19 protein-coding genes are annotated in these 17001 nt (G+C 70.9%); 10 read left to right on the top strand and 9 right to left on the bottom strand.

Annotation, left to right across the window (positions count from 1 at the left end):
• The first annotated feature begins 21 nt into the window (after positions 1–21).
• The gene (locus O6P37_RS26680; RefSeq protein WP_269896904.1) at positions 22–1149 is read left to right on the top strand and encodes an NAD(P)H-dependent flavin oxidoreductase; all 1128 of its coding nucleotides are present in this window, start codon (positions 22–24) and stop codon (positions 1147–1149) included.
• Position 1150: 1 nt separating this feature from the next.
• On the opposite strand, the gene O6P37_RS26685 is transcribed toward O6P37_RS26680, so the two are convergent.
• Entirely contained in the window at positions 1151–2173 is a 1023-nt protein-coding gene (locus O6P37_RS26685; RefSeq protein WP_269896905.1) for a sensor histidine kinase, read from the bottom strand.
• A complete protein-coding gene (locus O6P37_RS26690; RefSeq protein ID WP_264011512.1) occupies positions 2160–2858 on the bottom strand; it encodes a response regulator transcription factor in 699 nt (232 codons plus the stop codon). The genes O6P37_RS26685 and O6P37_RS26690 overlap by 14 nt, the downstream gene beginning before the upstream one ends.
• A 102-nt stretch (positions 2859–2960) precedes the next feature.
• Here O6P37_RS26690 and O6P37_RS26695 point away from each other — a divergent pair, with 102 nt between their 5' ends.
• From O6P37_RS26695 to O6P37_RS26705, 3 genes are read left to right on the top strand one after another with little or no spacing between them, the layout of a single operon-like run.
• A complete protein-coding gene (locus O6P37_RS26695; protein ID WP_269896906.1) occupies positions 2961–3617 on the top strand; it encodes a glycosyltransferase family 2 protein in 657 nt (218 codons plus the stop codon).
• 20 nt (positions 3618–3637) lie between these two features.
• Positions 3638–4279 carry a TIGR04282 family arsenosugar biosynthesis glycosyltransferase gene (locus O6P37_RS26700; protein WP_269896945.1) on the top strand — a complete coding sequence of 214 codons (642 nt, stop codon included), beginning with the start codon at positions 3638–3640 and terminating at the stop codon, positions 4277–4279.
• 3 nt (positions 4280–4282) lie between these two features.
• Positions 4283–4912 (top strand): methyltransferase domain-containing protein, encoded by a 630-nt coding sequence (locus O6P37_RS26705; RefSeq protein WP_269896907.1) that lies wholly within the window; start codon positions 4283–4285, stop codon positions 4910–4912.
• On the opposite strand, the gene O6P37_RS26710 is transcribed toward O6P37_RS26705, so the two are convergent.
• The 5 genes from O6P37_RS26710 to O6P37_RS26730 form a co-directional block, all read right to left on the bottom strand.
• A complete protein-coding gene (locus O6P37_RS26710) occupies positions 4893–5381 on the bottom strand; it encodes a hypothetical protein (protein WP_269896908.1) in 489 nt (162 codons plus the stop codon). The two genes, O6P37_RS26705 and O6P37_RS26710, sit on opposite strands and share 20 nt — an antisense overlap.
• Position 5382: 1 nt before the next feature.
• On the bottom strand, positions 5383–6645 hold the full coding sequence (locus O6P37_RS26715; protein ID WP_269896909.1) for a molybdopterin-dependent oxidoreductase: 1263 nt from the start codon (positions 6643–6645) through the stop codon (positions 5383–5385).
• A gap of 70 nt (positions 6646–6715) precedes the next feature.
• Positions 6716–7501 carry an SDR family NAD(P)-dependent oxidoreductase gene (locus tag O6P37_RS26720; protein ID WP_269896910.1) on the bottom strand — a complete coding sequence of 262 codons (786 nt, stop codon included), beginning with the start codon at positions 7499–7501 and terminating at the stop codon, positions 6716–6718.
• Positions 7502–7549: 48 nt separating this feature from the next.
• Entirely contained in the window at positions 7550–8905 is a 1356-nt protein-coding gene (locus O6P37_RS26725) for a hypothetical protein (protein WP_269896911.1), read from the bottom strand.
• A 17-nt stretch (positions 8906–8922) separates the two neighbouring features.
• Positions 8923–9645, bottom strand: a complete 723-nt coding sequence (locus tag O6P37_RS26730; RefSeq protein ID WP_269896946.1) for a GntR family transcriptional regulator — start codon at positions 9643–9645, stop codon at positions 8923–8925.
• Between the two features lie 145 nt (positions 9646–9790).
• Here O6P37_RS26730 and O6P37_RS26735 point away from each other — a divergent pair, with 145 nt between their 5' ends.
• The 5 genes from O6P37_RS26735 to O6P37_RS26755 are packed head-to-tail and all read left to right on the top strand — an operon-like array spanning position 9791 to position 14883.
• On the top strand, positions 9791–10471 hold the full coding sequence (locus O6P37_RS26735; protein ID WP_269896912.1) for a phosphonatase-like hydrolase: 681 nt from the start codon (positions 9791–9793) through the stop codon (positions 10469–10471).
• A 26-nt stretch (positions 10472–10497) separates the two neighbouring features.
• Complete coding sequence (locus O6P37_RS26740) at positions 10498–11475, top strand: phosphate/phosphite/phosphonate ABC transporter substrate-binding protein (RefSeq protein ID WP_269896913.1); 978 nt, start codon at positions 10498–10500, stop codon at positions 11473–11475.
• A gap of 2 nt (positions 11476–11477) precedes the next feature.
• Complete coding sequence (phnC, locus tag O6P37_RS26745) at positions 11478–12311, top strand: phosphonate ABC transporter ATP-binding protein (RefSeq protein WP_269896914.1); 834 nt, start codon at positions 11478–11480, stop codon at positions 12309–12311.
• Positions 12308–13909 carry a phosphonate ABC transporter, permease protein PhnE gene (gene phnE / locus O6P37_RS26750; RefSeq protein ID WP_269896915.1) on the top strand — a complete coding sequence of 534 codons (1602 nt, stop codon included), beginning with the start codon at positions 12308–12310 and terminating at the stop codon, positions 13907–13909. The genes phnC and phnE overlap by 4 nt, the downstream gene beginning before the upstream one ends.
• The gene (locus tag O6P37_RS26755) at positions 13885–14883 is read left to right on the top strand and encodes a zinc-binding dehydrogenase (RefSeq protein ID WP_269896916.1); all 999 of its coding nucleotides are present in this window, start codon (positions 13885–13887) and stop codon (positions 14881–14883) included. Before phnE ends, O6P37_RS26755 begins: the two co-directional genes overlap by 25 nt.
• A gap of 5 nt (positions 14884–14888) precedes the next feature.
• Here the strand turns inward: O6P37_RS26755 and O6P37_RS26760 are convergent, their stop codons facing one another.
• The gene (locus O6P37_RS26760; protein WP_269896917.1) at positions 14889–15503 is read right to left on the bottom strand and encodes an MSMEG_1061 family FMN-dependent PPOX-type flavoprotein; all 615 of its coding nucleotides are present in this window, start codon (positions 15501–15503) and stop codon (positions 14889–14891) included.
• A gap of 63 nt (positions 15504–15566) precedes the next feature.
• On the opposite strand from O6P37_RS26760, the gene O6P37_RS26765 reads away from it, so the two are divergent.
• Positions 15567–15908 carry a DUF3140 domain-containing protein gene (locus tag O6P37_RS26765; protein ID WP_269896918.1) on the top strand — a complete coding sequence of 114 codons (342 nt, stop codon included), beginning with the start codon at positions 15567–15569 and terminating at the stop codon, positions 15906–15908.
• On the opposite strand, the gene menE is transcribed toward O6P37_RS26765, so the two are convergent.
• Complete coding sequence (gene menE / locus O6P37_RS26770) at positions 15892–16989, bottom strand: o-succinylbenzoate--CoA ligase (RefSeq protein ID WP_269896947.1); 1098 nt, start codon at positions 16987–16989, stop codon at positions 15892–15894. The genes O6P37_RS26765 and menE overlap by 17 nt on opposite strands.
• Positions 16990–17001: the final 12 nt, after the last annotated feature.

A 17001-nucleotide genomic window follows, 5' to 3' on the forward strand; every position in this document is an offset into this window, starting at 1 on the left:
CGGGGGGTCGATACTGGCGGTGTGAAACTCGCCATCTGTGAACAGTTCGGCATCGACTTCCCGTTGTTCGCGTTCAGCCACTGCCGCGATGTCGTCGCCGCGGTCACCAACGCCGGCGGCTTCGGCGTGCTGGGCGCCACCGCCTACACGCCCGAACAGCTCGACCGGGAACTCAGCTGGATCGACGACCACGTCGGCGGCAGGCCCTACGGCGCCGACATCATCGTGCCCGCGAAGTTCGAGGGCAAGGGCGAGAACCTGTCGACCGGCCAGCTCGCCGACCGCATCCCCGCCGAGACGAAGGACTTCGTCGCGAAGCTGCTCGCCGAGCACGACATCGAACCGGAGGAGCGGCCGCGCCTGGGCGGCTCGTCGCTGTCCGGCGACACCGGCCGCGACCTCCTCGACGTCGCGATGAGCCATCCGATCAAGCTCGTCGCCAATGCCCTCGGGGTGCCGCCGGATTACATGATCGAGGCGGCGGGGGAGCGCGGCATCCCGGTCGCGGCGCTGGTCGGGGCCCGTGAGCACGCCGTGAAACAGGTGAACGCCGGCGTCGACCTGATCATCGCGCAGGGCACCGAGGCGGGCGGACACTGCGGCGAGGTGTCGACGCTGGTGCTGGTGCCCGAGGTGCTCGAAGCCGTCGAGGCGACGGGAAAGCGGGTGCCGGTGCTGGCCGCGGGCGGCATCGTGACGGGCAGGCAGATGGCCGCCGCGGTCGCGATGGGCGCCGACGGCGCGTGGACCGGTTCGGTGTGGCTGACCACCGAGGAGGCCGAGACCGCGCCGCACACTCAGCAGAAGATGCTGGCCGCGTCGTCGCGAGACACCGTCCGGTCGGCGGGTCGCACCGGAAAGCCGTCGCGCCAGCTGGTCTCCGACTGGACCGACGCGTGGCTGCCGCACGACGGCGGTGCCCGGCCGCTGCCGTTGCCGCTGCAGTCGATGCTCGTCGAGCCGGTGCTGCGGCGCATCGACGGCCTTGCCTCGCAGGGGCATTCGGGCGCGCAGGCGCTGTCGACGTACTTCGTGGGGCAGGGCGTCGGCCTGATGAACAAGGTCAAGCCGGCCCGCGAAGTGGTGCGCGAGTTCATCGAGGACTACCTGGCGGCGGCCGAACGGCTCAGCGGCACCCTGCCCGACTGATCTACTCGGCGAGCGGGAGCCGCACCTCGAAGCGCGCCCCGGTGTCGAGGTTGCGCGCCGAGAGCGTGCCGCGGTGGGCCTGCACCAGACCCGCGGCGATGGCGAGGCCGAGGCCGGAGCCGCTGGGCAGCGACGAGTCGGCGCGCGGCACCCGGTCGTTGGAGCCGCGGTAGGCGACGTCGAACACCCGCGGCAGGTCGGCCTCGTCGATGCCGACGCCGGTGTCGTCGACGCGGGCCCATGCGCCGTTCTCGTCGGCGCCCAGCGCCAGGTGCACGCGGCCACCCGCCGGGGTGTGTGCGATCGCGTTGGCCACCAGGTTCGACAGCACCCGCACCAGTGCGCGGTCACTGCCCAGCACCCGCACCGGCTGTTCGGGCAGCTCGGCCTGCAGCTGGACGCCCGCGCGCTCGGCGGCGATCCGGTGTGCGGCCAGCACGTCGTCGATCACCTCGTCGAGCGCCACCCGGTCGAGGGCGGGCTGCACGGCGCCTGCGTTGATCTTCGACATCTCGAACAGGTCGTCGACCATCTCGGAGAGCCGGATCGACTCCTGCTCGATCACCTTGGCGTGCGCCCGGATCTCGTCCTCGTCGACCAGGCCGTCGGCGATGGCCTCCGCCACCGCGCGGATACCGGCCAGCGGGGTGCGCAGGTCATGGCTGACGAACGCGACGAGCCGGCGCCGGGAATGCTCGGCGGCCCGCTCGGACTCGCGGATCTCCTGCTCCCACACGGTGCGACGCGCCTGATAGCGGGCCAGCATCACTGCGGCGGGAATGGTCACGATCGACACGATCACCAGCACCACGATCGTGCGCTCGTAGGACGGTGAGTCCATCAGACCGCTGGCGCCCATGATGCCGGTGAACGTCGCCACGGTCGGCAGCAGCACGAGCGCCACCATGCTGGCGGCTAGCGACCACGACCGCGCCAGCCGGATGACGAGGGCGCCAACCAGGACGACGGGCAGTGAACAGGCCAGCGCCCATCCGGCGATCTCCCAGAGGTCAGGCGCCGGCATCGGCGCTCTGTTCGCCGCTGCTCCACAGGTAGCCGCGGCCCCACACGGTCTGCACGCGGTGCTGGTCGCCGAGCTTGGAGCGCAGCCGTTTGACGTGAACGGTGACGGTGGACAGATCGCCGAAGTCCCAGTGCCACACCTGCTTCAGCAGTTCCTCGCGAGTGAACACGGTGTCGGTGTGGGTGATGAAGAACAGCAGCAGGTCGAACTCGCGGTTGGTCAGGCTCACCGGGATCCCGCTGACGGTGACCGACCGGGACGCGGCCGAGACGGTGAGGTCGCCCACCGCAAGGTCGACGGGAGCCGCGCCCACCGGCGCAGGGGCGCGCCGCAACACCGATCGCACGCGCAGCGCGAGTTCCCGTGGGCTGAACGGTTTGGTCAGGTAGTCGTCGGCGCCCGCCTCGAGTCCGGCGATGCGGTCGTCCTCCTCGCCGAGGGCGGTCAGCAGGATCACCGGCACTGTGTAGTCGCCGCGCTGACGCAGCGTGCGGCACAACGTGAGACCGTCCGGGCCGGGCATCATCACGTCGAGCACCGCGACGTCGATGCGTTGTGTGCCGAGGAGCCGCAGCGCCTCGTTTCCGTCGTGGGCTATCGAGACGTCGAGGCCGTCCCGCTCCAGGTACCGGCGCACGACGTCGCGCACGACGTTGTCGTCGTCGGCGATCAGTACGCGCGTCATCCCTCCGAGGTTAGCCGTGCATGGCCGCTACCTGCGCTGATGTCAGAGATTCGTCACCGATGAACCGATTGCCGGTTGCGGGGTCTGGCTACTGTCGATGGCATGCCCGACTGTCCGGTGACCGTGGTGCTGCCGTGCCTGAACGAGGCGGAGTCGCTGCCCGGCGTGCTCGCGGCACTGCCGTCCGGATACCGGGCCCTCGTCGTCGACAACAACTGCACCGACGGGACCGCGGACGTGGCACGCAGTCACGGGGCCGACGTGGTCGCCGAAGCCCGCGCGGGGTACGGCGCTGCCGTGCACGCCGGCGTGGTCGCGGCGGACACCCCGGTGGTGGCGGTCCTGGACGCCGACGGCTCAATGGACCCGCGGGAACTGCCCGCCCTGGTCGCCGCGCTGGAACGCGGGGCCGACATGGTGGTCGGCCGCCGCCGACCGGTGCGCGGGCTGCGCTGGCCGTGGCACGCCCGGCTCGGAACGGCGGCGGTGTGCTGGCGGCTACGTCAGAAGCACGGGCTGGCCGTCCACGACATCGCGCCGATGCGGGTCGCGCGGCGCGACGCCCTGCTGGGGCTGGGTGTCGTCGATCGGCGATCCGGGTATCCAGTGGAATTGCTGGTGCGAGCTGCCGCTGCGGGCTGGCGAGTGACCGAATGCGACGTCTCCTACGGGCCGCGCACTGGGGGCAGGTCCAAGGTCAGCGGCTCGCTGCGCGGCAGTCTGGTGGCCGGGCTCGACTTCTGGAAGAGGATCTCGTGATCCCGGTGACGCTTCTGGTGATGGCCAAGGCCCCGGTGCCCGGCCTGGCCAAGACGCGGCTGGCCCACACGATCGGCAACCATCTCGCCGCAGTCGTCGCCGCGGCGGCACTGCTCGACACGCTCGACGCGGTGTGCCTGGCCGGCGTGCGGTCACGGGTGGTCGCGCTGACCGGTGACCTCGACAGCGCCGCCTGCAGTGCCGAGATCAGGGAACGGCTGGCGGACTTCATAGTCATCGCGCAGCGCGGTGACACGTTCGCCGACCGGCTCGCCAACGCCCACGCCGATGCGGCCGCCGCAACAGACGGCGCCCCGGTGCTGCAGATCGGCATGGACACCCCGCAGGTCACCGGCGATCTGCTGACCCGCTGCGCCGGCCGGCTGCTCGATGCCGAGGCGTTGCTGGGGATGGCCGTCGACGGCGGCTGGTGGGTGCTCGGCGTCCGCTCCGCGGCTGCGGCCGACTGCCTGCGTCAGGTGCCGATGTCGCAGTCCGACACCGGCGCGCTCACCCGGCAGGCGCTACAGCACAAGGGACTGGAGGTCACGATGGTCGACGAACTCGCCGACGTCGACACCGCGGCGGACGTCGACGCGGTCCGGCGACGATGTCGCCCCGGCGCGAGGTTCCCGTTCGCGACCGCGGCGGCGGGACTGTAGCCGATGCTGGGAAACCTCTACGACCGCGCCCTGGACGGCGAACGATGTTGGCTGCGCAGCGATGACGGAGATGTGCGGACCCTGCCGGTGCGCAGCTGGCTCGGCGGCAGGCATGCCGACCAGGCGTTCGACGAGGCGATCGTCGATCTGTGCGAGGGGCCGACGATCGACCTGGGTTGCGGGCCGGGACGTCTGGTGGTCGACCTGATCAAGCGCGGCATCCCCGCCCTCGGTGTGGATCAGTCGGCGACGGCGGTAGAGCTGGCCCGCCGCAACGGCGCACCTGCGCTGCGGCGCGACGTGTTCGGTGAACTGCCCGGTACGGGACGCTGGCAGACGGCGCTGCTGGCCGACGGCAACGTCGGCCTGGGCGGCGATCCGCGGCGGGTGCTGCGCCGGGCGGCCGAGCTGCTGCGTCCCGACGGCCGCTGTGTGGTCGAGTTCGACGCGTTGGCAACGGGTGTGCGTGCGCGCATGGTGCGGCTCGAGTCGTCCGAGACGATCGGGCCGTGGTTCCGGTGGGCGTCGGTCGGCATCGACTGTGCGGCGGCGCTGGCCGACGAAGTGGGCCTGGCGTTGGCGTCGATCCATCCGGTCGGCCGTCGGGTGGTCGCTATTCTGGTGTCGCCGTAGGGGATCGACGCGTGGTGGCCAGCCTGACCGCGTAGACGACGGCGCTCGCGCCGAACATGGCCGCGGTGAGCAGCAGCCAGCGGCCGAGGAACGGTTCCTGTGTCTGCCCGGTGGCGGCGGTGTACGCGGGCCCGCCCTGGGCGATGATGCCGGGCAGGAACATCAACAGGGTCAGCCCGGCCCCGAGGGCGGGGATCCGCAGGTGGTTCAGTACCGGAACGGGCACCGGGATGCGTCGTGTCAGCGTGAGCACGCGGTCGGCGAGCGCGTACAGCGGGAACAGCAGCAGGTCGTGCAGGATCACCGCGGCGGCGAACCACACGGCGATCGACTGCCACCACACGTTCGGATTCCACAGCGCGCGCCAGCCGATCGTCGCGATCACCGCGCCGAAGAGCGTGAAACCGGCGATCAGCGTGAGCAGGTGCAGCGGATGTGAGCCGTACACCGCACGGAACCGGGCGACCATCTCAGCGCCTCACGAAGTCGATGCCGGACACCCACTTGGTGTTGTGCACACCCGGCAGCGCCGGGACGATGACCCGCGCGGGATAGCCGTGATCGAGCGACAGTTCGGCGCCGTTGACCCGCAGCGCCAGCAGCGCGTCGGAGTGTGTGACCTGATTGGCCTGCAGCGCAGCACGATTGAAGGCGCCCCGACGCTCCACCGAGAACACCCTGGCCGACGCCGGGCTCGGCACGCCCGCCCGCTGCGCCAGGTCGCGCAGCCGCACGCCGGTCCAGGTCTCGGTGGTCGACCAACCCTCGACGCAGGCGATCGGCAGCCGCGCGGTGTGCTGCGGCATCGCACGCAACGCCGCCAGGTCGAGGACGACGGGTGCGGGTCCGCCGCGCAGCGTGAGCCGCCAACCCGCACCGGTGTTCTCGGCCGTGATGCGCGCGGCGGCCGCGGTGCGGTTGACCTGGAAGTCGTTGGGCCCGTCCCCGCGGCTGCGGCCGCGCGGCAGCAGCAGTGCCGCCTGACGGGTGACACCGCCGAGGGTCTGGCCGGCCGTCAGCACGGCGACCAGCAGGGCGCCGCCGCCGACGAGGGCGAGCGCGCCGCGGCGGCTCATCGTCGGCGGCGCGGGGTCGATGGAGACCAGCCCGTCGGAGTCGAAGCGCTCTGGCCGGGTGTCGGCGCGGCTGGTGCGCAACACCTCACGCATCGACATCGACCGAAGACCGGCCAGCATCCTGGGCAGCTTGATTGCGACGTGGACGACGAAGCCGGCGATGAACACCCAGGCGCCGAAGTAGTGGGCGGTGTAGAAGCTGAACCCGAAGATGTAGTCGTACTGGATGTTCAGCACGCCGGTGACGATCTCGAACAGGATGCCGCCGACCAGCATCAGCAACGAAACCCGTTCCAGCAGTTGTGCGATCGAGCGGGCGGGCGGCCAGACGAACAGCTTCGGGATCACCGACCACAGCTTGGCGAGCACCACCGGCACGATGATCAGGCCGAGCCCGACGTGCAGACCCTGGTTGAGGCGGTACAGCCAGGACGGGTCGGTGGGCCAGTCGAAGGTCGGCAGCTTCAGCCATCCGACGTCGGCGGGCGCGGCCTGGCCGAACTGCGGCCCGTACGCGATGTAGGACAGCAGGCCGGTCAGGGTGATGATCGGCAGCGCGATCAGCAGCACCGCACCCAGCGTCGACGTCAGCCACAGCCCTCGCAGCGGACTGCGCCAGCGCGGGGGACGGTGGCCGCCTTCCGGCCGCTTCGCCATCGGATCATTGTCGCCCACATGGCGGGTTCCGGCGCTGTCGGGCGCAGCGTGTCACCGAACCGTCAGCCGGTCAGCGGTTGAGTGGAGCGGAGATCAGCCGGCTGCCCACGGCCTTCACCGTGTCGGGCAGCACCCGGCTGACCGTGCCCATGATCTTCGAGGACACCCCGCCGCCGACCACCTTCTGGTCGCCGCGCATCAGCGCCTCGAAACCCTGGCGGGCGACCTGCGCGGGATCGTCCTTGCTCATCTTGCCCACCGGGGCGCCGTCGAGGTTGGCGCGGTGGAAGAAGTCGGTGTCGGTGGGGCCGGGCATCAGCGCGGTGATCGTGATGGAGGTGTCCCGCAACTCGTCGCGCAGCGCCTCGGCGAAGGACTGGACGAACGACTTCGACGCGTTGTAGACGGTCTGGTAGGAGCCGGGCATCATCGACGCCACCGACGAGGTGAACAGCACCTTGCCCTCCTCACGGTTGGCCATGTCCCGCAACACCAGTTTGGCGAGGTGCACGGTGGACCGGACGTTGAGGTCGATGATGCTCAGGTCGTCGGCGAGTTCGGTCTCGATGAACCTGCCGCCGCGGCCGATGCCGGCGTTGAGCGCCGCGGCCGACAGCACCCGGCCGCCTTCGATCGCGCTGTGGTAGACGTGCTCGACGCCGTCGGCGGTGCGCAGGTCCGCCTGCACGGCCTGGACGGCGGCGCCGAACTCGGCGAGCCGGTCGGGCACGTCGTTGATGCCGTCGTCCTCGGCGGTGACGACCAGGTCGTAGCCGTGCTGCGCGAACTGCTTGGCCAGTTCGAATCCGATTCCGCTGGAGGCGCCGGTGATGAGCGCGGTGTTGGCTTCAGACATGTCGGTCGGCTACCCGGGCGCGATGCCGCCAAACTGGCGCGGGCCGAATCACCAATTGGTGAATATGAAGTGGTTCAGCGCCAGTGCTCCGAGCACGTTGAGCGCGAGCCAGTACGGCTGCGTGCGTGGCGGCAGCAGTGCCCCGGCCGCGGTCAGCCAGATCGTGAACGGCAGCCAGATGCGCTCGGTCTCGGCCTTGCTCAACATGCTCAGGTCCGCGCAGACGATGGCGAGCAGTGCGCCGATGAGCACGATGTGCAGCCCGCAGCGACGGCGGATCGCCGCGATGTCGAAGACCCGGCCGATGCCGGCCACGCTGCCGAGGCCGATCGCGCAGATCACCGACGCGAAATTGGCCCAGCCCCAGTACTGGAACGGCCGCTCGACGGCGATGCCCTGCCAATAGCGCTCCTGCACAAGGTGGTAACCGTCGAACCACCAGAAGCCGGCGATGGCGAACGCGCCGACCACGGCGAGTGCGGCGAGCACGGCAGGCACGAACGCGCGCAGGGCGCTGGGCCAGTCGGCCGCGCAGACCAGCACCGCGACGGCGAGCAGCGCGATCAGCCCGAGGCCGTAGTTGAGGAAGATGCCCCAGCCCAGCAGCGCGCCCGCGGCTAGTGCGGCCACCTCCGGCCATCGCACGGTGCGGCGGACGGCCAGCGCCAGCAGCGCGAGGCCCCAGGCGGCCACCCCGGCGAAGTAGCCGTCGGCGGACACCGCGATCCAGATCGCCGTCGGGGCGACCGCCACGAACGGCGCGGCCAGCCGCGCGGTGTGCTCGTCGGTGAGCGCGCGGACGGCCACGATGATCGCCGCCGCCGCACTCGAGCCGACCAGCACGCACCACACCCCGGCCCAGCCGCCACCGCCGAGACCGATGCGGTCCAGCCACACGAAGGTCAGCAGCGCGCCCGGCGGGTGACCGGACACGTGGGTGATCCAGGAGTCGGGCTGGAAGTCCAGGATCCGTCCGGCGAACGTGCGGACCATCTCCGGTGCGTCGGTGACGTGCGGCACCTCGAGCAGGTACTCGTGGCGCGCGGTGAGCCTGCCGGCGAAGCCGCGCTGCCAGCCGTCGACCATGGCCAGCGCGAACGCCCACGCCGCGGACGTCGCCCACACGGCGAGGGTCAGGGCCCGCCACGGCAACCGCTGCGCGAGTGCCGGTCCCCACAGCACCGCGGCGAGCGCGATGACGATCGCCGGCACGGTGCCCCAACCGGTGTGCGCCTCCCACCAGCCGAACACCGGTGATGTGGCGGCGAAGCTGCGGAACCGTTCCGGGGTGGCGTTCAGCAGCGGGGTCACCACGTCGAGGTGCAGGTGCGGGACGACGAATGCGGCCACCAGCAGCAGCACGCCGACGGTGACCGAGGTCGCCTCTCTGCGATACGCCCGCACGACCGCCAGCCTATGGGCTATGCCGGAGCGGCGGCCTGACCATTCGGTGACACCGGCTGAGCCGCTGCGGCCCGCATGGTGGTGGTGAACGTCATCCGGTCGCCGCGGTACAGCGACCGGCACCGTTCGATCGGCGTGTCGTCCTGGTCGTAGGAGACGCGGTTGATCAGGAACATCGGCGTGCGGGCGTCCACGGCGAGCAGCGCCGCTTCGCGGGCGTCGGGCAGCGTGGTCTCGATGGTGTCGGCCGTGCGGGTGAACGCGATGCCGCGCGCGGTGATCTCCGCGTACAGCGACGTCCGGCTGTCGAACCCGTCGACGAGTCCCGGATAGCGTTGCGCCGGAAGGTAGGTGGTCTCCAGGCCGATACGGAAGCCGTCGACGATCAGTACCCGTTCGAGCTGCCACACCTGTGCGCCGGGGTCGACGGCGAGGTGGGCCGCCAGCGCGTCGTCGGCCTCCAGGTCGGTCCACCCGAGCAGCAGCCGTTCGGCGCTCAGCCCGCGGGCGCGGGCGGCCTCGGTGTAGGACCCCATCGCCAGCGGCTGCACCAGTTTCGGCCGGGACACCACGGTGCTGCGGCCGCGCCGTTCGATGCGCCCGGCGAGCAGCAGTTCGCGCAGCGCCTGGCGCACCGTCTCGCGGGCGACGTCGAAACGCTCCGCGAGGTCGCGTTCGGAGGGGAACGCCTCGCCCTCGGTCATCCCGTCGAGCAGGCGGTCGAGGTGGGCGCGCACCATCTGGTGCTTGAGGATGCGGGGCTGCACGGCCGTCACGGTTCGACACTCTACCCACTCATGGTCTAGACCAAATGGCCAGCGGGTGTTCACCCCGCGTTCCGCTCACCGGTACCTCGCCGTACGTACCGCGGCCCAAGGTGTCGGTGTGCTGAATCAGACACCCGCCCTGGCAGTCCTCGACATGGCCGGAACCACCGTGGCCGACGACGGGTTGGTCATCCGTGCCTTCGACGAGGCGGCCACCGAGGTCGGTGTGCCGGCCGACGGCGCGGATCGCGAGTACGCCCGCCGCTACGTGCTGGACACCATGGGCCAGTCGAAGATCGAGGTCTTCCGTGCGCTGTTCGGCGCCGAGGAGCGCGCGCAGCAGGCCAACGCGGCCTTCGAGAAGACCTACGAACACTATGTCGACGGCGGAGTGCAGCCCATCGCCGGTGCCGCGGAGGCCATCTCGCAGCTGCGGTCGGCCGGGGTGAAGGTCGCGCTGACTACCGGGTTCAGCCCCAGAACCCAGCACCGGATCCTGACGGCGCTGGGCTGGGAGGACATCGCCGACCTCACCATCGCCCCCGGCGACGGCGTCCGCGGCAGGCCCCACCCGGACCTGGTGCTCACCGCGCTGATGCGCGCCGGGGTGGACGACGTCGCCCACGTCGCCGTCGCCGGTGACACCGCCAGCGACATCCTGTCCGGCCGTCGTGCCGGCGCCGGCCTGGTCGCAGGCGTGCTGACCGGCGCGCACGACGAGCAGGCGCTGCGCGGCGCAGGCGCCACCCACGTGCTCCGGTCGGTCGCCGACCTGCCGTCCCTTCTCCTGCCCGCCTGACCACCCTCCAGCCCGAAGGATTCCTGATGAAGATCCGTGCCCGCCGCTCCGCCCTCACCGCCGCCGCGGTGGTCTCCTCGTTCGCCCTTGCGCTGTCGGGTTGTTCGGGGTCGGACTCCGGCTCCGACGCCAAGACCGGACAGGGTTTCCCCGAGACGCTGACGCTGGCCGCCGTGCCCGCGGAGAACTCCGCGGACCTCAAGGCGAGCTATGAACCACTGATCAAGCTGCTGGAGAAGGAGACCGGCTCGAAGGTGGAGTTCGTGCAGGCCTCCGACTACGCCGGCGTGGTGGAGGGGATGATCGCCGACAACGTCGACCTGGCGTTCTTCGGGCCGTTCGCCTACGTCGTCGCCGGACTCAACGGGGCCAAGATCACCCCGCTTGGCGCCGTCATCGAGGAGAAGGGCGCGGAGCCGGGCTACCAGTCCTACGGCCTGGCCAAGGCGGACAACGCATCGGTCAACGGCCTCAAGGACTTCGCGGGCAAGAAGGTGTGCTTCGTCGACCCGAGTTCCACCTCGGGCTTCCTGTACCCGTCGGCCGGTCTGATCGAGGAGGGCGTGATCAAATCCGGTTCGGAGGCCGACATCTCGGCGGCGATGACGCCGATCTACGCCGGCGGCCACGATGCGTCGGCGCTGTCGATCAAGTCGGGTGACTGCGACGCCGGCTTCGCCTTCGACAGCATGGTGGACGAGACCATGATCGAGAAGGGTGACTTGGCGCCCGGCGACCTCAAGACGGTCTGGAAGTCGGAGATGATCGCCGGGTCGGTGTTCGCGGCCAACGACGATCTCGGCACCGAGGCCGTCGACAAGCTCAAGAGCCTGTTCACCGAGAAGGCGAACGCCGAGGTCATGCAGAGCGAGGGGTTCTGCGAGGGCGACGGCTGCCTGATCACCGACGAGCGGGCGTGGGGCGTTGTCGCCGTTGACGACTCGGCCTACGACGGGGTGCGCAAGGTGTGCGAGGTCACCGGCTCCGAGAAGTGCAAGAGCTGACGATGAGCACCACCGATCTGCTCCATCCCGACGTGGCTGGCGACGCGGTGGTGGTCGAGGCGCTCAACGTCACCAAGCGGTTCGGTGACACGCTGGCGCTCGACGACGTCTCCATCGAGGTGCGCCGCAGCGAGTTGCTGGTGTTGCTCGGCCTCTCCGGCTCGGGAAAGTCCACGCTGCTGCGCTGTCTCAACGGCCTGCATCCGGTCACCTCCGGCACGGTCGATGTCGGGGGCACCCGGGTGGACACGGCGAGCCGGTCGCAGTTGCGGGCGCTGCGGCGCAACGTCGGGTTCGTGTTCCAGCACTTCAACCTCGTCGGGCGGCTCAGCTGCCTGGAGAACGTGTTGATCGGCGGGCTGGGGCGGCTGGGCCTGCCCCGCTACGGCGCTCTGACGTATCCGAAGACGATGCGGGCCGAGGCGCTGGCACACCTGGACCGGGTCGGCCTGGCCGACTTCGCCGAACGCCGCGCCGACACGCTGTCCGGCGGTCAGCAGCAACGGGTGGCCATCGCGCGGACGCTGATGCAGAAGCCCGGACTGCTGCTGGCCGACGAACCCGTCGCGTCGCTCGACCCCGAGAACGCCGGCGTCGTCATGGATCTGCTGTTCCGGGTCTGTATCGAGGAGAAGCTGACCGTCGTGTGCACCCTGCACCAGGTCGACCTCGCGCTGGGCTGGGCACACCGCATGGTGGGGCTGCGCAACGGCCGAAAGGTGCTGGACCGCCCCGCCGTCGGCATGACGCGCGACGACGTGATGGCCATCTACCAGCGCGTCGACCCCGCCCTCGACGCGGACGCGGACTCCTCGGCCGCCCGCCGCGCACCGTGAGCACCGCGCTCGAGGACCGCCCCACCGAACCGGAACCCGCGCGCACCGCGGGCGGCCGCACGCCGCGGCCCGGCCTGCTGCCGACGGTGGCGATCGGCGCCGCGGTCCTGACGCTGGCGTCGGCCTGGTTCATCGACTTCGACCCGGTCACACTGGTCACCGGCTTCGACAAGGTGACCGCACTCGTCGAGCGGATGCTGCCGCCCCGCGTCGACGACCCCGGCCGCATCGGGATGCTGGCCTTCGAGACCCTGCTGATGGCGGTGCTCGGCACGGTGCTGGCCGCCGTCGCCTCGGTGCCGCTGGCGTTCCTGGCCGCCCGCAACACCACGCCCCATCCCGCGGTGTACGCCATCGCGCGCGGGTTCATCACCTTCTGCCGCGCGATGCCCGATCTGCTGTTCGCGGTGCTGTTCGTGCGCGCGCTCGGCATCGGGGTGCTGCCCGGAATCCTGGCGCTGGCACTGCATTCCATCGGCATGCTGGGGAAGCTGTTCGCCGACGCCATCGAGCAGACCGATCCCGGCCCCCGCGAGGCGGTGCGCAGCACAGGTGCCGGCTACTTCCGCGAGATGCTCAACGCGGTGGTGCCACAGGTGGTCCCGTCGTGGATCGGCACCTTCGTCTACCGCATCGACATCAACCTGCGGATGTCGGTGGTGCTCGGCTTCGTCGGCGCGGGCGGCATCGGCTTCGCCCTGCAGGACGCGTTGCGCGGCCTGATCTATCCGCGCGCGCTCGGCATCGTGCTGGTGATCCTGGTGATCATCGCCGCGATGGAGCTCATCGCGATCTGGATCCGCAGCATGCTGCTGGCGCCGACACAGAGCAACCCGCGGCGCGACCGGGTGATGCGATTCGTGTTCTCGGGCCTGCTCGTGGTGACCACGCTCGCCTCGCTGGTCGTGCTGGAGATCAACCCGCTGTCGCTGCTGAGCTGGGTGGGCCAGTCGATCGAGGTGTTCACCCGGATGATCCCGCCGAACTTCGACGCCCTCGGCGCCGACCTGTGGGAGGCCGCGGTGCAGACCGTGGCGATCGGAGTCGTGTCGACGGCCATCGGGGTGGTGTTGTCGATACCGGTGGGAATCGTGGCCGCCCGCAACGTGACTCCGCATCCGGCGGTGTACTGGGTGGCGCGTGGCTGGATCCTCCTCGTGCGTGCGGTCCCGGAGCTCATCCTGGCGGTCGTGTTCGTCGCCGCCCTCGGACTGGGGCCGGTAGCCGGTACCTGCGCGCTGGCCATCGCCTCGATCGGCTTTCTGGCCAAGCTGGTCGCCGACGCGGTCGAGGAGATCGACCGCGGCCCGCTGGAGGCGGTGCAGGCCGTCGGCGGGGGCTGGTGGAAGACGTTGTTCGCGGCGGTGATCCCGCAGGCGATGCCGGCGATCGTGGGATCGAGCCTCTACATGCTCGACGTGAATGTGCGCACGTCGACGATCCTGGGCATCGTCGGCGCCGGTGGCATCGGGTACCTGCTCTTCGAGTCGATCCGCACGCTGAACTTCGACGTCGCCGGGGCGATCGTGCTCGTCATCTTTGTGATCGTCTACGCGATCGAGAGGCTGTCCGGGTGGATCCGGTCGCGCCTCGTGTGACGCGGGCCGCGGTGTGGACGGCCGACGGCATCGAGCTGCGGCGGGTCGCCGTGCCCGACCTCGAGCCGGGCGACACCTTGGTGAAGGTGCGCCTGGCGACGGTGTGCGGCAGCGATCTGCACACCGTCTCGGGCCGGCGGCCGGGGCCGTGTCCGTCGGTGCTCGGTCACGAGGCGGTCGGCGACGCGATCGCCGGTCCCATGGCGGGCCGGCGCGTCGTCTGGTCGGTGACCGTGTCGTGCGGGCGGTGTGCGCGCTGCGCCGGGGGCCGGACGGCGAAGTGCACGTCGGTGCGCAAGGTCGGACACGAATCGTTCGACGGTGACTGGCCGCTGTCGGGCGGCTACGCCGACCACATCGTGCTGCCGGCGGGTGCGACGATCGTCATTGTGCCCGAATCAATTCCCGATCGGGTCGCCGCCCCCGCGGCCTGCGCGACGGCGACCGTGATGGCGACCTTGGAGGCCGCCGGACCCGTCGCCGGGCGCCGGGTGTTGATCTGCGGCGCCGGAATGCTCGGAGTGGCCGCCGCGGCGGCGTGCGACGAGGCCGGCGCCGACGTACGGGTCGCCGACATCGACCCGGGCAGGCGGGAATTGGCCGGGCGCTTCGGCGGAGCAGCCGACGCCGGCGGACAAATCGACGTGGCGATCGACTTCTCCGGTGCGTCGACGGCCGTGTCCGCGGCGCTCGGCCGGCTGGACGTGGGAGGAGTGCTGGTGCTCGCCGGCTCGGTGCTACCCGCCCCCGCTGTCGATGTGGACCCCGAACGTGTTGTACGGCAGTGGCTCACGATCACCGGCGTGCACAACTACGAGCCGCGGCACCTCGAACAGGCGGTGCGGTTCCTGGAGCGGACGCGCGGCCGCTACCCGTGGGCCGAGGTGGTGGCCGACCCCGTCGGCCTCGACCGGCTGTCGACGGTGCTGACGCCCGCGCCGCCGGGCATCCTGCGCGCGTCCGTCGCCCCCTGAGTCGGTCAGTAGAGCATCTTGCGGAGGCTGTCCTCGCTGTAGTAGTCGTCCAGCTCCTCCTGGCTCAGCGTCGGCTTGAACGTCTTGGCGAGCTGCGCCACCGACGGCACGACATCGGGTGTCCAGCTCTCCGGCTTCCACGCGTCCGACCGCAGAAAAGCCTTGGAGCAGTGGAAGAACACTTCCTCGACGTCGATCTCCAGCGCGAGGATCGGCCGCTTCCCCTTCACCGCCAGCGCGTCGAAGTAGTCGGCGTCCGCGAGCACCCTGGCGCTGCCGTTGACGCGAAGCGTGTCGCCACGACCGGGGATGACGAACACCGAGCCGACCCGCGGCCGCTCCAGCACGTTGAGGTAGCCGTCGACGCGTTTGTTGCCCGGTCGTTCCGGGATCGCGACCGTCGACTCGTCGATGACGTGCACGAAGCCGGCCGGATCGCCCTTCGGGGACACGTCGACCCGGCCGTCGGCGTCGTAGGTGGCCACGAACCCGAGGCGCGCCGCGCTGAGCCAGTTCTGGTGCACGTCGGACAGCCGGGGACTCACTTTGTTGGCGACGAAGGAGTTGGGGTGTCCGACGATCGCGCGGAGCTCGTCGACGGTGGTCACTTCTCGGCGCATGCGTCCATCATGCCCGAGCGTGCCAACCGGTTAACGGCTCCCGGAGGCGGGTAGCCGACCACCATGACGCAACACGTAGAGGTCAGCGACGACCTGTGGAACGAATTCCACCGCGTGGTCAACATGTCGTCCCGCGAGCTGCAGGACTGGCTGCGCACCAGGTCCGCCCACGAGGACAGCGAGGAACTGCCCGACCACGCCGGCAGCCAGACGGGCAGGCAGGTGCTCGCGGTGCTGCAGAAGCGGCGGGTCGACCTGACCACCGAGGACGAGCACACGATGCGCAAGGTCGTCGACCGCGTCCACGCCGAACGCGGCGTCGACATGGAGCCCAAAGCCGGGCAGGAGAACTGGCGCCACCGGCTGATGACCATCGGGCACGACCCGCTCAAACCGGTGGACTGAACCTGGCCGCCAGCGCGCGCCGGTCCAGCTTTCCGATGCCGCGGCGGGGCAGGTCGTCCACGACGTGCACCTCACGGGGCGCGGCGGTGACGTCGAGTGTCTGTGCGACGTGTGCGCGCAGGTCGGCAACGGACGGCGGGGCAGCACCGGCGGTGAGGACGAGCGCCGCCACGACGCGCTGACCCAGCCTGTCGTCGGGCACGCCGAAGACCGCGCTGTCCGCGACGGCTGCGTGGGTGGCGAGGGCCGACTCCACCAGTTGCGGCAGCACCGTGAGCCCGCCGGTGCTGATCGCGTCGTCGACCCGGCCGAGCACACGGAGCCGGCCCGAGTCGTCGATGGCGCCGACGTCGTCGGTGCGGAACCAGCCGGATTCGGCGAACGGGTCGGGCTGCACCGGATTGCGGTAGCCCTTGGCCACCGTGGCGCCGCCCAGCACGACGCGCGAGTCGTCGAGTCGCAGCTGCACTCCCTCGAGCGGCAGGCCGTCGTACACGCAGCCGCCCGCGGTCTCGCTCATCCCGTACGTCCGCACCACCGAAACGCCTGCGGCCGCAGCGCGTTCGGCCAGGCCGGCGGGCATCGGTCCACCGCCGACCAGGACGGCATCCAGCTCGGCCAGTGCCGCCGCCGCGGCCGGCGAGCGCAGCGCCTTGTCCAACTGCACGGCCACCACCGAGGCATAGCGCCGGCCGGAACCCATCGTCCGCACCGCGGCGGGCAGGTCGGCCGGATCGACGTCCGCAGGCACCGCGACCGGATCCGCGCCCGCGACGATGCTGCGGACCAGCACCTGCAGGCCTGCCACGTGATAGGCGGGCAGGGCGAGCAGCCAGCGTCCGGCGCCGCCCAGCCGGCTGTGCGTCGCCTCGGCACTCGCCACCAGCGCCGCGGCGGTCAGCATCGCCCCCTTCGGCGTGCCCGTGGTGCCCGACGTGGCCACCACCACGGCGACGTCGTCGTCGATCGGTTCGCCGGCACGCAAAGCCGTTGTCAGCACGGCGGTCTGACGATCGTCGTGAGCGGGCACCGGTAGCAGGGCGGCGCCGCGGCCGGCCAGCGCGTCCGCCACGTCGGGCAGGACCGAGGTGGC

Source organism: Mycobacterium hippophais, assembly GCF_027529605.1.
GTDB lineage: Bacteria > Actinomycetota > Actinomycetes > Mycobacteriales > Mycobacteriaceae > Mycobacterium > Mycobacterium arseniciresistens.